Origin of the sequence: Chlorobium sp. KB01, assembly GCF_001975465.1 — a bacterium.
Classification (GTDB): Bacteria; Bacteroidota; Chlorobiia; order Chlorobiales; family Chlorobiaceae; genus Chlorobium.
On the sequence record NZ_MPJE01000077.1, the window covers coordinates 1 to 15,565 of the forward strand.

Below are 15,565 nucleotides of genomic sequence, written 5' to 3' on the forward strand. Positions count from 1 at the left end.
TCGTGCTTAAATAGTGATACTTATCCGTTAACGTGCGCGCCTTATCCGACTTTTAGGTTACCCGGCAGTAAAATCCATTGCTCTATACTCGTTACTCCGTAACGGTGCTGTAATGGATGAATGTTTGAAAGGAGTCGATAAAGAGCGTTGCAACCGCTCGTTTGATTGGAGGCTTTCGGGTTTTTTGTATTTTCCTGAACCCCTGTTCTACTTTCAGGCACTCTTTCCAACTGACGGAATCTTCTGTTTGATCGCTCAGTTAATAGTATGCATTAAACTGTATGACCATGGCCGGTGAAGCTGATCTGATTCCGGGTATTTTTAGTTATTGTGACCGCTGGTGTGAGCGTTGTGCATTTACCGCGCGCTGTCTTCAGTTTCAGGTTGAATCCGGTGAGCAGGAGAGCGGCAGCGCTCTGCACGAGTTTGATGCACTCAATGCCGGGTTTTGGCAGGAGATGGGTGAAGCTCTTGTCAATGCTATGCGTTACATTCGGGAAATGGCCACCAGGCAGGGTCTCGGTGTTGATGATCTGCAAAAAGAGACCGTGCTCTCCGAACCGCCGGACAGTAAGTATCGTAATGCCCGTGAGCATCCCTGCTCTGCAGCAGCTCTTCTCTATGCCGGTATGGTCAATGAATGGTTTGCTGCGGTTGATGATGTTTTCGAGGAGTCTCTGCTCATGAACCTTGATCAGCCCTCGTTCAGAGAACCGGTTGAGATTATAAGGCACTATCAGTATTTTATTTATCCGAAAATTGTTCGTGCTGTTGAAGGCAGAATGACCGATATCGCTTCCGGGATCAATGAACCGGATAATGATGCCAACGGTACGGCCAAAATTGCTCTTATTACTATTGATCGATCACTTGCCGCATGGAGTCTGCTTTATACCGGATTACCCTCACAGGAGGATAGTACGCTCTCTCTTCTTGTTCATCTTGACCGGCTTCGCCGTTCCGTTGAAGTTGTTTTTCCTGCAGCAAGGTCATTTATACGGCCGGGTCTTGATGCATAACCGTATGTGCCTATAACCATTATCAAGAAGTCATGCTTAAAACAAACGAACCACATTTAGTGGAGTTTTTACTGCAGTGTCAGCCGGGACAGCCGAGAACCAGAGGTAACTGGGAGGTTGACCACCACGGCACGCCGTTTATTCTTCCTTCAATCGGAGGTATTACCCTGAATGTTCAGGCGGGAGATCCGGCATTCGGATGGCAGGGGGATCATATAGAGCCGGGAGTAAGCTGTACTGCCGATACCCAGAAACCTTTCGAGCATCCCAACGTAGGTGTACAGATCTACTCCTGTGCAGGCAATGTTGCCACCGTTGTCACCGGTGAGGCCAAAGGGGCTGAAGGCCGTGTTCTCGGTCATCATGGAGGGTCAGAGCATGTGATTGTCGATTTCACGCGTGAAGTGAAGGAGAAGCTGCTTTACAGCGATACCATTATTATCCGGGGGAAAGGTCAGGGGCTTAAGCTCACGGATTATCCGGCTATTACCCTGTTCAATCTTGATCCCGATCTGCTTCAGGCCCTGAAGATCCGTGAACTTGACGGTGATGTGCTTGAAGTTCCGGTTACCACCGTTGTTCCTGCTGTCTGCATGGGTTCAGGTATCGGTTCCGCACACGTTGCAAAAGGTGATTATGATATTATGACGAGTGACGGTGAAACGGTCAGGGAGTATGGTATTGACAAAATCCGTTTCGGTGATTTTGTTGCGTTGCTGGATCATGATAATCGCTATGGAAGAGCATACCGCAAGGGGGCAATCTCTATCGGTATTGTCGTACACAGCGACTGCATGGAGGCCGGTCATGGACCGGGGGTTACTACGCTCATGACCTGTGCTTCGCCGCTTATCAGGCCGTTTATCGATCCTGAAGCCAATATTGCCGACCGACTTGGCTTTGGAACCACCCTGAAAAAGCCCGCATGAAGGTAAGCAATGCATAGCCTGCACCCCGTCCGGTACTCCTGGAGATGAGGGGTGCGGCTCCGGAGCCGTTTGTGCTTATGCTTGCCTGAGGATTACTCTGAAACGTAAGGGCGGATGCTCTTGCGATGTTTGCTGCATCAGGCATCTTTCCCTGTCACACGACGTTCAGAGAGTTGAAGAGAGTTGTGACGGAGCTCTATGCCGGTCGAAAGAAGCGATGATTATCGCCTGCCCTCTCCTCTTTTTATAAGCGAAATTTAAGTATTTCTTAAGAGCGGTTTAATGATGCAATGGTTATCATAAAATCGTTGTAGTTGTTAACTTAAACGATAAAAAGAGATGAGCGAAAAATATCTTGCGGCAACGGACCAGAATTTCACAACCGAGATTCTTGAGTCGGATAAAGTGGCTCTGGTTGATTTCTGGGCAACCTGGTGCGGTCCTTGCATGATGCTTGGTCCGGTTATTGAAGAACTTGCCGGAGAGTATGCCGGCAGAGCAGTAGTAGCAAAAGTAAATGTTGATGAGAATCCTGCCACAGCAGCCCGGTATGGTATCCGAAGTATACCGAGCCTGCTTATTTTCAAGAACGGCCAGGTTGTAGATCAGTTGCTCGGAGCCATACCGAAAAACCAGATTTCGAGGAAAATGGATCTGCATATCGCATGATTATGCAGAAGCAGGCAAGTGGGTAAAGAGTTTTATTAATTACATCATCATGACCAATATGGAAAGAGACGTGCGTGATATCGTTATCATGGGCACCGGGCCTGCTGGATATACGGCAGCAATCTACACCGGAAGATCCAATCTCAAGCCGCTTATTATTGAAGGTATGCAGCCGGGCGGTCAGCTCATGATCACCACCGAAATCGAGAATTTCCCCGGTTTTCCTGAAGGAATCCGCGGACCTGAATTGATGTCGAAAATGCGTGAGCAGGCAGCAAAGTTCGGGGCGGAATTTCTTGCTGGGAGCGTGACCGAGGTTGATCTTTCCAGAAGCCCCTTCTCTCTTCAGCTTGAAGACGGTCGTGAACTCTTTACCCACGCACTCATTGTTGCAACCGGGGCCTGTGCCAAATGGCTCGGTATTGAGTCGGAAGACCGCTATCGAGGCAAGGGTGTTTCTGCCTGCGCAACCTGTGACGGCTTTTTTTTCCGTGACAGCAAGGTTTTTGTTATCGGTGGCGGTGATACGGCCATGGAAGAGGCGCTCTACCTTACAAAATTTGCCTCGGAAGTCGTGCTTGTTCATCGTCGGGAAGAGTTCCGCTCTTCAAAAATCATGAGTTTGAGAGTTCAAAAAAATCCAAAAATCAGGATGCTGCTCAATGAGGTAGTTGATGAAATTCTCGGAGATGGCATGCAGGTAACCGGGATCCGTCTGAAAAACGTCAAGACCGGCGAACTTGTTGAGCACTCATGTGACGGGGTGTTTCTGGCTATCGGTCACTCTCCGAATACCGCTTTGTTCAAGGGGCAGCTTGATCTTGATGACTACGGATATATCATGACCAAAAAATCATCATCGGAAACCAGTGTGGCCGGTGTTTTTGCCTGTGGTGATGTTCAGGACTTCAACTACCGACAGGCCGTTACAGCTGTAGGAACCGGCTGCATGGCAGCGGTTGATACCGAGCGCTTTCTTGAAACAATACGCTGAGAAGAATGAGCTAAGTGATAGGTGAAGAGGTATCAGGTTTTAAGCCCTGTAGGGGCGGATGTTGGTAGTCCCTGGGGTTTCTCTACGTCCCTGTAGTCCTTGAACTCCTTTGGGTCCTTTTTTCTCTCGGGACAGGTGCTATTCCTGATGCCTGACCGCTGACACCGGGCTTCTTCTTCCGCATCCGCCGGGAATTTTTTTCATTGTGGCTGTGTTCTTGTTCTTAGTGTTGTGATAGATTCAAATTCGACTTTTAAAACCCTTAAAAGATGGAGATGCAGTCATGTCACTGAAACTGTATGGAAGGGATCCGCTGAGAATGTTTGAGGATGTTTTCAACGACAAGGTATCACCATTTTTCTCTTCTATGATCGCGCCCTCCTTCAAGGTTGATATCAGTGAGGATGAAAATGCCATCAATATTGAGGCTGATCTTCCGGGCGTCAAGAAAGAGGATGTAAAGGTCTCAATGGATGATGATGTGCTTTGCATCACTGCTGAAAGAACCCAGAGCGAGGAGGAGAAGAAAAAGGGATATCATCGCATTGAACGTTCGTGGGGAAGCCTGAGCAGGAGTTTTACTGTAGGAGAGAACATCAATGCTGAAAAGATCGAGGCATCCTACGATAACGGTGTGTTGAAGATCGTTCTCCCCAAGTCGGAACCGAAGCCCAAAACCGGCAAGGAGATTTCCATCAAATAGGAAACAGCATGTGTAACAAAAAAACCCTCCGGTGTGGAGGGTTTTTTTGTTGTAACCGGTCAGGAATGAATCAGCAGTTGCGCACGGTTGATGAGGTGCGGTCCTTGATGGTGGTTTCATCGAACTCATCCCAGTTATGCTCGTCATGCTCACGCTGATAGCCTGCCTCCTTGAGACCGAAGCTCATGTCGGCAACCATCTCCGGACGCAGCTCCTTGAGGTTTTTGACCTCATTCTGTGTCAGGATTCTTGACTTGTCAAATCCAAGATCGATTTCAATCTTGTTGTTCTTGGTCTTGACGCGGTCGATATCGTAGAAGCGCTTGGTAATGGTTGTCTGGGCAAAAGCCTTAAGGCATCCGAGCATGTACTTGCGTACATAGGGGTCCTTGATCCAGGGGTAGCTGAAGAAGGTTTTGCGTGCATAGAACCGTGCATACGATTTCAGCACGCCCTTGAGCACATCCTCGCGCTCCATGTTATCCGGCTTGATGATCGGGGTAACGAAGTTATACCTGGAGTAGTCGCGTACTTCAACCCTGTCGCCAAGCTCCTTGAAGAGATCGGAGAATGGCCATGGTGTGTAGATTGTCCAGTTTGCCATATCGGGATCCCAGTCCTTGCAGAGCTGGTAGGTCTCTTCGATGGTCTCGGGAGTTTCATGCTCAAGTCCCATCACAAACTGCGCTTCGGCCACAATGCCGTTTTTCTGAAGCAGCTTGATGGCATACTTGTTCTCCTCAATGGTTGTCTCTTTGCGGAACCGGTTCAGGTTCATCTGGCTTGCAGCCTCGGTTCCAAGCGAAACGTGCACAAGGCCCGCCTTGCGGAAGAAGGGCAGCAGGTCGGCATCACGCATGATGTCGGTCACGCGGGTGTTGATACCCCAGGAGACGTTGAGTTTGCGGTCGATCAGCTCCTGACAGAGTGAGACGAACTTCTGCTTGTTGATGGTCGGCTCTTCGTCGGCAAGGATGAAAAATCCGACGTTGTATTTTTTGACCAGTACCTCGATTTCATCAACAAAGGTTTTCGGGCTGCGTGCACGGTACCGGCGCCAGAACTGCCACTGTGAGCAGAAGGTACAGGTAAAGGGACATCCTCTTGCAAAGTTCGGTACAGCAAGACGGCAGTTGAGCGGGGTGTAGATATATTTATCCCAGTCGTAGAGGCTCCAGTCGGGGGTAAGGGTATCGAGGTCCTCGATTACCGGATGAGCAGCCGTGGCAAACACCTTGCTCTCGTCATCAAGATAGGCTATACCGGTGATGTTTGCGCGGTTCTCCCTGTCGGTACCGGCGGCAATCTCTCTGATGAGGTTGACGGTTACCTCTTCGCCTTCACCGCGTACCACATAGTCGGTTTCCGGTGCCTCGCTCAGTACCTGCGGGTACATGAAGGTGGAGTGAATACCGCCCATGATGGTTCTGATATTGGGGTCAACCTTTTTGGCGACCTTCATGATATCCTGTGCCTTGAAGATGGAGGGGGTAATGTTGGTGGCCATCACCACATCAGGCTTGTTCTTTCTGATGATCTCTTCAATCTGATCGTCTTCAAGATTGTCGGCCATGGCGTCAACGAAGCGCACCTGGTCAAATCCTGCCTGTTTCAGGGCGCCGCCGATATAGGCTACCCAGCTTGGCGTCCAGTTACCTGCAATTTCAGCTCCACCTGAATGATAATTTGGCTGAACCATCAGTATTTTCATCAGTCTTCACCCTCCAGATATGTTTTTTACAAAATAGGAATCTCTTTACGCGGTAACGGGAACGCCGATCTGCCAGAAAAAAATCCCTTGACTTTTAATTTACAATTTATTTGGAAAAATCTCTTATGGTTTTAGCATAAACCGCCCCTACTTGTGCGATGCATTCATCAGCATGGTGTGATAAAAACCAAAACTGATCTTTTCGCGACTTTTTACCTGCATGCCGGCTTTTTCCATTGCACGCTGCATCTCCTCATCGCGGATCATCTGGATGGTTGTTCTCCGTTCCTTTTTCGGGAAGTAGCCTCCGATCCAGTGCTGGAAAGCAAGAATATTGTTGTATGGTGCATAGGTGAAAATAACCGACCCTTTGGTCAGGCTGCTCAGATTGCGGAAAGCCTCTGCAAAACCTTCTGCGGGATAGTGTATCAATACATCAAAACAGACCACAGCATCATAGGTGCCGCTTACCGATTCAATAGTATTGACTTCGAATTCAATGTTTCCTTCAACACCCTGCTTGATGGCTTCCTCTTTTGCCTTGCCGACCATCTGCGAGGCTATATCGACCGATTTTACCTTGTAGCCCGCTTTTGCAAGTCTGATGCTGAAAAGTCCTGTACCGCATCCAGCATCAAGTACGGTTGCTCCTTTCGGCAGTCTAAGTTTCTGTAACCAGTCAAATGCCTTGTCCATCATGACTGCATGACCCTGACGGACGGTATTGCGTACGGAGGAGAGCTTGTCATCCCCGTATATGGAGGCCCAGCGCTGGAAGCCCTGCCCATTGAAATAGGAACGGAGCATTTTTTTGTGCTCTTCAGCATTGAAAGAGGAACTGCTCATGGTAGAAGTTTTGATGTTTCGTAATTACTTATAAAAAAATTCTGGTGTCAGAGTTTACTGTTGAACCTCTTCGATTCTTGTTTCAAGGTCTGCATAGAGATCCTGCAGCTCCTCGATCGTTCCCTCTTCTGCTTCCCAGAATCCTCGGGAGTGTGCCTCAAGCAGCCTCCGGGTCATCGATATGGTAGCATGCGGATTAAGAGCGGTAAGGCGTTCCAGCATGGCCTTGTCCTGGAGGAACGTTGCACTGAACTGATCATAAGTCCAGTTTTTTACTGCTGACGCCGTAGCACTCCATCCATAGGTGTTGCTGAGATGGGACTCAATCTCTCGAACTCCCTCATAACCGTTTTCCAGCATGGCATCGTACCATTTCGGGTTGAGCAGCTTGGTTCGGGCTTCAAGCGATACCATTTTTTCAAGCGAGCAGATTCTCTGCTTTTTTCCTGTTCCGTTGATATCGCCCACCATCACCTTCGGTTTTGCCTTGCTGAGCTGCTGCACGGTTTTTGAAACTCCGCCAAGATACTCATAATAATGATCAATATCAGAAATACCGATTTCATAGCTGTCAATATTCTGGAACGTGAGGGTCACATGTTTCAGTGCGGCACGAAGGGCCTGAGGGCACTCCTGCCACTCTCCGACCGGGGTTACGGCAAAACTTTTGCGACTGACGAAGGCATCGGCAAGCTGGTTCTCCTCCTCCCAGCTGCTGCTCTCCACCAGGTGATTGACATTTGCACCGTAGCTTCCTGGAGCGTTCGAATAGACCCTGTTCGAGGCCTCCTCAAAGGAGCAGGCACTCTCCTGCATCTCAGCCAGCACATGCTTGCGTATGAAGTTCATCTCTTCCGGCTCATCCGCCGCTGCGGCCATCCGTGCCGCCCTGTCGAGCAATCGAACCTGCACGGAGAGCAGATCGCGGAAAATACCGCTGATGGTCATGACGACATCAATGCGCGGGCGACCAAGTTCGCTGAGGGGAACAAGTTCGACATCGCTGATCTTGCCCAGTTCATCGGTTTTGGCTTTTGCTCCCATGAGTGAGAGTGCCTGGGCAACGCCCTCGCCATCACTTTTGAGGTTATCCGTTCCCCAGAGGATCAGGGCGATGGATTCCGGCAGCTCGCCACTCTCCTCCCGGTAGTGAAGAAGGAGTTCTTCAGCGAGCCGTTTCCCGCTCTGCTGTGCAAACGAAGAGGGGATCGTGTATGGGTCGAGACTGTGAATGTTACGGCCTGTCGGGACAATCTCCGGATTGCGAACCAGATCATTGCCGGGAGATGGAGGGGTGAATTTCCCCTCAAGCGCGTGCAGCACCGCCTTGAGTTCCCGGTTGTCGGAAAGGTGTATCAGTACCGTGTTCAGGAAGTGCCACAGGCGATGGAGTTCTGCGGGCTTGATACCGGTTTCACGGCGAAGATAGTTATCAGCGTCCGTGATTCTGACAGCAAGGCTTCCTTCAAGCAGCCTTGCTATAGGCAGATCGGGGTGATTCTCCGGATCGAGGTGTCCGATAAAGAGCCTGACGGCTTCACGGGCGATTGCGGATACCTTCTGCCATTTTACCTGTGCATCGCGCTCACTTCCCATCATATCCTGCAGTTGATGGAAGTCATAGTGCAGGTGACGGCAGATCAGTTCGTTGAGTGAAATCCCGTCAAGTTCGGGGCGGCTGTGTGCCGAGAGAAGCGTGAGATGATCAATGAGGCTGTTTGGTGCCTGCGCTTCGCCCATGATGTGCAATCCGAGCGGAATCATCCGTTCCTCGATGGTGTAGAGTTCACTTTGCAGCCGTGTGACATACTCTTCGGCCTCTGACTCACTAGGGGCGGTGTCGAGCTCAAGCGAGGCAGCCAGCTCCCTGATCTCAAGAAGCAGCTCATCGGAAGATGCCGTGCGGAAAGCAGCAACAAGATCCTTCAGTTTTCGCAAATCCTTGTAGAGTCCGGCATGTTCAAGCGGAGGGGAGAGGTAACTCAGTAGGGTGGCAAATCCCCGGCGTTTGGCAATGGCACCTTCGCTTGGATTGTTGACCGAGTAGCAGTAGAAGTTCGGCAGAGAGCCGATCAGTTGTTTCGGCCAGCAGATGGCCGATAGTCCGGTCTGCTTGCCGGGCATGAACTCAAGCGCACCATGGGTGCCAAAGTGAAGAACCGCATCTGCGCTGTAAACGTGTTCAAGCCAGGTGTAGAAGGCGGCAAAGGCATGGTTCGGTGCTGCGTCTTTGGCCATGAGAAGACGCATCGGGTCGCGTTCGTAACCGAAACTTGGCTGCTGGCCGATAAAGATATTGCCGAGTGAGCAGCCGAGAATATGGAAACGGACTTTGTCGTTGAGAATTTCGCCCGGAGCGTCGCCCCAGAAGGGTTCAATACGCTCATAGGCAGGAAAGAGCCTTCGGTACTCTTCAAGAGGGAGATGAGCCTCCACATTTCCGTCAGTGCCGTAAATGAGCCGGTTCCCCTCAAGCAGCAGATCTTTAAGCGCTTCAGCGCTTTCCGGTACCTCTACGGTATATCCTGCAGTGTTCATTTCGATGAGCAGGCGGTGCAGGCTTTCGAAAACATTGAGATATGCAGCCGTTCCTGCATTGCCGAGATTTGGCGGAAAATTGAAGAGAACGACAGCAATTTTTTTGTCGGCCAGCGGTGACTGCTGAAGGTTGAGCAGTCGCCGGACTCTGCGGGAAATAATCTCTATCTCCTGCACAAGCGGAACGGTCTGTTCACTTCCGGTTTCTGTACCGGCATAGACCTGTGGCTCTATGGTGCCGTCCAGTTCAGGCACAGCTACACTCAGTGCGGTCTGCATCGGTGTCAGGCCAAGCATGCTTTCACGCCACTGCTCAATGGGCTGAAAAGAGAGCGGTATGAGATTGAAGCAGGGGATATCAAGTTTTTTCAGCACGGCAACCGCCTCGGCAGCCTTTGTTTCCGCAGGCCCCCCTACCAGAGAAAACCCTGTGGCGTTTACCAGCAGTGAGGGTTTCAGTGAACGGGGTGTTTCAGGATTGAAAAACTGTTCGAGTGCCGGGCGAAAATCCAGCCCGCCGCCGTAGGCAATAAAGCTGTTGATTCCTTTCCTCTCAAACGATCGAACCAGAGCGTCGAGGTGCGCCGTGTTTTTGCTCAGTACGGTTGATCGCATGGCAAGGATTGCTACAGGGCCGAGCTTGAGGTCAGGCCTCTTTTTTTGCTGCCAGTCGAGAAATTTTGCAGCCGTAAAAAATGGTTCGGGCGCTTCGGGATGGCAGATGGCTGCATCGGGATAAAAGAGCGGATCCTCCTGCGGCAGTTTGCCTTTCCATCCGGGAGCATACCGGTCAACCAGAAGAGAGAGAAAGCGTTCCAGATTCTCCTGTGAACCATTCAGCCAGAACTGGTGTGCAGCAATAAAGGTATGGATATCACGCGCCTTCCCCGGGATGTGCTTCATGATTTTGCTCACACTTCGAACGAGTGCAAGCTGGCGCTGGCTCTCACCGTGGCTCTGTTTTGGTTTCAGCTTTGCCGCCCACTGCTGGAATATCCCGGTTTCCTTCGACTCATCCTTTTTTGGCTTGCGAAGCGAAAAACGACCAAGCCGGGTCTGGGAAACCAGGGCGGGATTGCTTGTTATCATGCAGACCGGGCATGAGAGTGTGTTCAGCATCTTTTCGAGGGGGCGAACAATATCCTCGCTGAAGAGCATTGAACCAAACACGAAATCGGCATTTGGCAAGGCTGTTTCAAGCGTTTCCCAGAGTTTAACGCTGCTATGGAGTCCGAGACTGAAGACAGAAACCTCCAGATCGAGCTGGAACTTCCTGTTAAGCACACCGGCAGCCGCTTTAAGGGTGCTGTTATTGGTGGCTTCCATGGTCAGAAATACAAAACGCATAGGGTAAACCTCTTTATCGAACGTGATTGCCAAACGCTTACACCCTCTTTTGAGGTGTCCGGCATCGTGAAGCGTCACTCTTTCCAGATAGCTGTAATGGCAGCAGAAGAGCTGGGAGCGTAAAGAGGTTTCAGATCAGCAGGATACGATTCTGCTGGAAGAGGTTGGAGGGTTTACCGAGAGATGAAGGTGTTGAAAATATCCGGTTATTCGGAATATGGATGCAGTTCTGAAGGGTATGATAAGGGATATGCAGTATGGATGTGGATCCGGGAAACGAAGGATGGGATCTCTCTGAACCGAGAGAAGCGTTTAATAACCCGCTCAGACGATCAATTCCGAAACCAGGGGGCAGTGAAATACCGGGAAGTGAACGGTCTCCGGAAGCTACAATACCCTCAGAGAGAGAGTTCGTTTTTGACTTGGAGTTTAGTGACCCGGTCTTGACAAGCAGGTTAAAACCGACAACTGAGACGACGAAGAAGATGAACACCTCAATTGAACGCCAGATGTTGCGTGCTATATTGCAGTGCCTTTTGTTCATAGGGGTTGTTTTGGAAGTAATATACCAAAAGGGGAGGTAATAATGAAACGGGCTTTCTTGGGTGTGCCGGGTGCTGAGAAGATTTGTCAAAAAAAAAAGAGTTAAAGGACAATAGTGACTTCAACGACGAAGAGAAATATCAGTGCAACCAATCAACTCAAGCTAAACCTGCTTTCAGGTTCTTAAATCGCCCATAAGTCCTGTAAGTCATACAGGTGCTGTACTTCCCGGCCTCCGACGACCGCTATACAAAATCTTTTCACTCTTGTCCACTCTGTCCATTAGAGCCCACCATTTCTTCGTCCACTTACGTCCACTTCTCTTTTTCCAAAACAAAAAAGCACGGGGTGAGCCGTGCTTTTTTGGAGTAGATGTATTCAGCAAGAGTTATACCTCAATGCCTTCCAGACGGTCTTCGAGATCGGAGTAGATCTCCTGAAGTTTTTCGATCATCTCCGGATCGGCGCTCCACATTCCTCGGCCGCTTGCTTCAAGCATACGACCTACAATGTTCTTGAAGGCTTTTGGATTGACCTTCATCAGGCGTTCACGCATTTTCGGGTCCATGGCGTAGGTTTCAGCAGCCTCTTTGTAGACCCAGTCGTCTACACCCTTGGTGACGGCATCCCATCCCAGCATGTAGGTAAACCGGTTGCTGATTTCGGTTGCTCCACTGTGTCCCTGTTCAAGCATGGTCTCAAACCATTTCGGATTGAGCAGCTTGCTGCGGAACTCCACCTTGAGAGCCTTGTCGGCATCGTCGATCTTGACGTCGGCCGTAAAGGTCTCTACGTAGTTCAGTTTCACATTGTCGCCTTTCGGGTTGCGACGTCGGGCAGAGAGCTGAAGTGCTCCCGATGAGGAGAAGTAGCGGTCAATATCGGTAATGCCGAACTCTGCAGAGTCAACCTGCTGGACAACCCGGTCAACAGTGCTGAGAAGTCCTTTGAGAATATCGGTCTGCTGGTCACCGTAACGGTTGCCGCCGTAGGCAAAACCGGTGCGCTTGATGAACATGTTGTCGAGATCTTCTTCGGACTCCCATGCGGAATCTTCAACAAGCTCCTCAACCTGTGAGCCGTAAGCGCCGGGTGCCTGGGTGAAGAGACGCGAGGTTGCACTCTCGAAATCACTGCCCGCTTTGATTGCCGCATCAACATGTTTTTTGATGTGGTTCATCTCATGCGGTTCAATTGCTTTTGCGGCATCCTTGACCAGTTTGTCGAGGTGATCGACAAGGACTCCGAAGGTGTCGCGGAAGATCGAACTGATCTGGATCAATACATCAATTCTTGGACGGCCGAGCTTTTCGAGCGGAACGAGGCTGTAGTGGCTGATTTTGCCCTGTGCATCGTAAGCCGGTTCGGCGCCCATGAGATGAATGATGACGGCCACAGCTTCACCCTTGCTCTTTATGGTGTCCAGCCCCCAGAGTACCTGTGCAATAGTTTCCGGGTACTCGCCGTTGTTCTCTTCGACGTGACGGTTGATAATGGAGTCGGCAATCTGCCTTCCGCGCTTGAATGCCAGTTCCGAAGGAATGCGCCACGGGTCAATGGCGTGGATGTTGCGTCCGGTCGGCAGAATCCCTGCTCCATCACGCACCAGATCACCACCTGAGCCCGAAGGGATATACTGGCCGCAAAGGGCGCGGAGGAATCCCTTCATCTCATTGCTGTTATCCTCCAGAGCGCGCTTGAGAGCAACTCCTTCCTGGAGTGCAGTGTTTATGGCTTCACCCATCTCCTGCGAAATTTTTGCTCCGCCGGTAAGCACGTTAAAGACAGTTGCCGGATTGCTCTTGCCGAAAATGGTCTGCTGGATAAACTCGCGAGTATGATCGTCCACCTGTTCACGGGCCTTCATGGCCTGCGGTTCTCCCTTGCGGGCGCGGGTTGCGAGCGAGGCATAATCGCCAAAGAGTTTGTCTTCACCGATAGCCTGCATGATGATGGATGGCAGCGATTTTTCATTGCCACGCACCTTCAGGTACTCGGTAATGGTGGTAACCTGGGTTTCCAGCTTCGGCGTTTCTCCGAAGACATGCAGCGAGTTGGAAATCAGACGGCCTTCAAGCTCCATCATATAGGTGTAGAGCCGGCTGATATAGTCCTGGAAGCTTTCGCCCTCAATGCGCGGGCAGTCATCAGTCAGATTGAGCTGCTGAGCCTTGGTGAGAATGACCTCTTCGGTTTCGACATCCACAATCTTTTCAAGTCCGCGCTCGCGGTAGTCATTGAGCATCTCCTTGAAGGCAGGCAACTCCTTGTAGAGCCCGGCTCTGGCAAGCGGAGGAATGTTGTGCGAAATCATGGTGGCGTAGCCGCGACGCTTGGCGATGTTGGCCTCGCTCGGGTTGTTGATCGGGTAGATATAGAAATGCGGTACCTCACCGAGCAGGGCATCAGACCAGCAGTCACCGGTTACACCGAGCTGAAGACCGGGCATCCACTCAGCCGTGCCGTGCATGCCGATATGCACCATGGCACTCGCTCCGAAGACGCGACTGATCCAGCGGTAGAAGGCTATATACTGATGGTGTGGTGTATTCTCCTTGTCGAAGAGCAGACGCATCGGGTCGCCCTGGATGCCGAGGCGCGGCTGAACACCGATAAAGATGTTGCCGAGCGTGAGTCCGCCGATAAAGAGCTTGTCGGGCTTGATCGGTCCGATCTCGCCGGGGAAACCGCTCCAGCGTCCTTCAATGCGTTCACGCTCTCTTGAGCTGGTGATGCTGTTGAAGGTCTCGCGGTCAATGGCAAAGCACTCCTGCTCATGTGCCTGAATTTCGTAATCGGTAGCTTTGTCGAGCATCGCAAGCAGGGCTTCCGGTGATTCCGGCAGTTCGCCGACATTGTACCCTTCAGCTTTAAGCGTTAACAGAATATTGTAGATACTTTTCGGCACGTCCAGCAGAGCGGCGCTTGCCTTTTTACCCATGCCGGGAGGATAGTCGTAAACTACAAGGGCAACCTTTTTGGCCTTGTTCGGAAGCTGACGCAGTTCGGAAAACTTTTTGGCGATTCCTGCAAGCCGCTCAAGACGGTCAGGAACAGTCTGAAGACGGCCATCCTTGATCGCGCCGAGTACAACCGGGCATACGGCACCGTCCATTTCCGGCAATGAGTAGGTCATCGCAGACTGGAGCGGTACCACGCCCTGCGATTTCCAGGATGCAACGTCCTGTATGAAAAGCGGTTGTGAAACGACGTAAGGGGCATTGATCTTGCCCAGAATCTCGTCACGTGCGGCTGATGATGCGCCCGGTGTGGTTGCGCCCGCCGGGCCGCCCACAAATCCGAACCCCATCATGTTGACGAGCATGTCGATTTTGTTATGGGTAAACCACTCCCTGGCGGCAACGTGACCCTCAACACCCATGACAAAAACCGGCAGGGGATTAAGTCCTTTTGCTTCAATAGCCCGGATGGTATTGTCGATATACTCCTTCTCCTGCAACAGATGCTTGCGGAAAAAGAGGAGGCCGATGTTTCTGTTTTTGTCAGAACCTTTCTTATGCTTGTGCAGCCATTTTTCGTAGTGGTGCAGATCCCTCTGGTACTCCGGAGCATCCGGATGATAGAAGCCCATTGTTGGTACCTCAACCACCTTTTCAACCTTGACTCCAGCTTCAAAGTACTCTGCCATGATGTAGTTGAACATCGATGCCAGATTATCAGTGGTCGGGTTCATCCAGTAGGTGTAAACCTGCATCCAGTTCTTGAAATCCTTTGCCTTTTTCGGGATGAGGGGCAGCATGGTGCGCATGATTTTCAGCAGCTTCATGTAGCCGTAAAGTGCATCCTCATCGCGGCCCTTTACCAGCATTTTGGCAACCTTTTTGACGATATCGGGCATACCGCTTCCGTCTCCGGAGACGACATAACTGCCTATTTTTGTCATCTGCATCACTTCAGGCATAGACTCATAGGCAAAGATGGTTTTCACCTTCGACTGTTCGATCTGTTCCTGAAGCCAGTCAGCCTGTCCCTTGAACTGTATCAGTGTGGTGAAAATGCAGTCGGCATTGCGGATGGCTTCAGCCGTTTCAGGGTTCTGATGCTCAAGGTCCTGATCGGTCCATTGGGTCAATTCGGCATGTGCGGAAATTTTAGCCGTGACCTCGCGCCATACCCGCTGATTGCATTGCTCCATCCCGACAATAGCGGCAATTCTGATTTTATCATGCATAGAATTACAAAAGATGTGCGTTTGATGTGGTTGTAACAGGATTGAAAATGTAATAAAATCCCTTGATGAATGCT

At 50.8% G+C, this 15,565-nt stretch carries 10 protein-coding genes; 5 read left to right on the plus strand and 5 right to left on the minus strand.

Translation table 11 applies throughout. The features are described from left to right. Positions 1–281: 281 nt before the first annotated feature. The 5 genes from BOO20_RS08535 to BOO20_RS08555 all read left to right on the plus strand — a co-directional run bounded on the left by BOO20_RS08535 (position 282) and on the right by BOO20_RS08555 (position 4,314). A complete protein-coding gene (locus tag BOO20_RS08535; RefSeq protein WP_076792064.1) occupies positions 282–1,019 on the plus strand; it encodes a hypothetical protein in 738 nt (245 codons plus the stop codon). Between the two features lie 32 nt (positions 1,020–1,051). Next, on the plus strand, positions 1,052–1,948 hold the full coding sequence (locus tag BOO20_RS08540; RefSeq protein WP_076792066.1) for a DUF4438 domain-containing protein: 897 nt from the start codon (positions 1,052–1,054) through the stop codon (positions 1,946–1,948). Between the two features lie 339 nt (positions 1,949–2,287). Next, the gene (gene trxA, locus BOO20_RS08545; RefSeq protein ID WP_076792067.1) at positions 2,288–2,617 is read left to right on the plus strand and encodes a thioredoxin; all 330 of its coding nucleotides are present in this window, start codon (positions 2,288–2,290) and stop codon (positions 2,615–2,617) included. 58 nt (positions 2,618–2,675) lie between these two features. Next, the gene (gene trxB / locus BOO20_RS08550; RefSeq protein WP_076792152.1) at positions 2,676–3,611 is read left to right on the plus strand and encodes a thioredoxin-disulfide reductase; all 936 of its coding nucleotides are present in this window, start codon (positions 2,676–2,678) and stop codon (positions 3,609–3,611) included. 283 nt (positions 3,612–3,894) lie between these two features. Then, a complete protein-coding gene (locus BOO20_RS08555; protein WP_076792069.1) occupies positions 3,895–4,314 on the plus strand; it encodes an Hsp20/alpha crystallin family protein in 420 nt (139 codons plus the stop codon). A gap of 70 nt (positions 4,315–4,384) precedes the next feature. On the opposite strand, the gene bchE is transcribed toward BOO20_RS08555, so the two are convergent. From bchE to bchH, 5 genes are all read right to left on the minus strand, one after another. Beyond that, positions 4,385–6,025 (minus strand): magnesium-protoporphyrin IX monomethyl ester anaerobic oxidative cyclase, encoded by a 1,641-nt coding sequence (gene bchE / locus BOO20_RS08560; RefSeq protein WP_076792071.1) that lies wholly within the window; start codon positions 6,023–6,025, stop codon positions 4,385–4,387. Between the two features lie 147 nt (positions 6,026–6,172). After that, a complete protein-coding gene (gene bchM, locus BOO20_RS08565) occupies positions 6,173–6,871 on the minus strand; it encodes a magnesium protoporphyrin IX methyltransferase (RefSeq protein WP_076792072.1) in 699 nt (232 codons plus the stop codon). A 54-nt stretch (positions 6,872–6,925) separates the two neighbouring features. Next, positions 6,926–10,756 carry a magnesium chelatase subunit H gene (locus BOO20_RS08570; protein WP_076792074.1) on the minus strand — a complete coding sequence of 1,277 codons (3,831 nt, stop codon included), beginning with the start codon at positions 10,754–10,756 and terminating at the stop codon, positions 6,926–6,928. 130 nt (positions 10,757–10,886) lie between these two features. Continuing rightward, complete coding sequence (locus tag BOO20_RS08575; protein ID WP_076792075.1) at positions 10,887–11,300, minus strand: hypothetical protein; 414 nt, start codon at positions 11,298–11,300, stop codon at positions 10,887–10,889. Positions 11,301–11,687: 387 nt separating this feature from the next. Further along, positions 11,688–15,491 (minus strand): magnesium chelatase subunit H, encoded by a 3,804-nt coding sequence (bchH, locus tag BOO20_RS08580; RefSeq protein ID WP_076792077.1) that lies wholly within the window; start codon positions 15,489–15,491, stop codon positions 11,688–11,690. Positions 15,492–15,565: the final 74 nt, after the last annotated feature.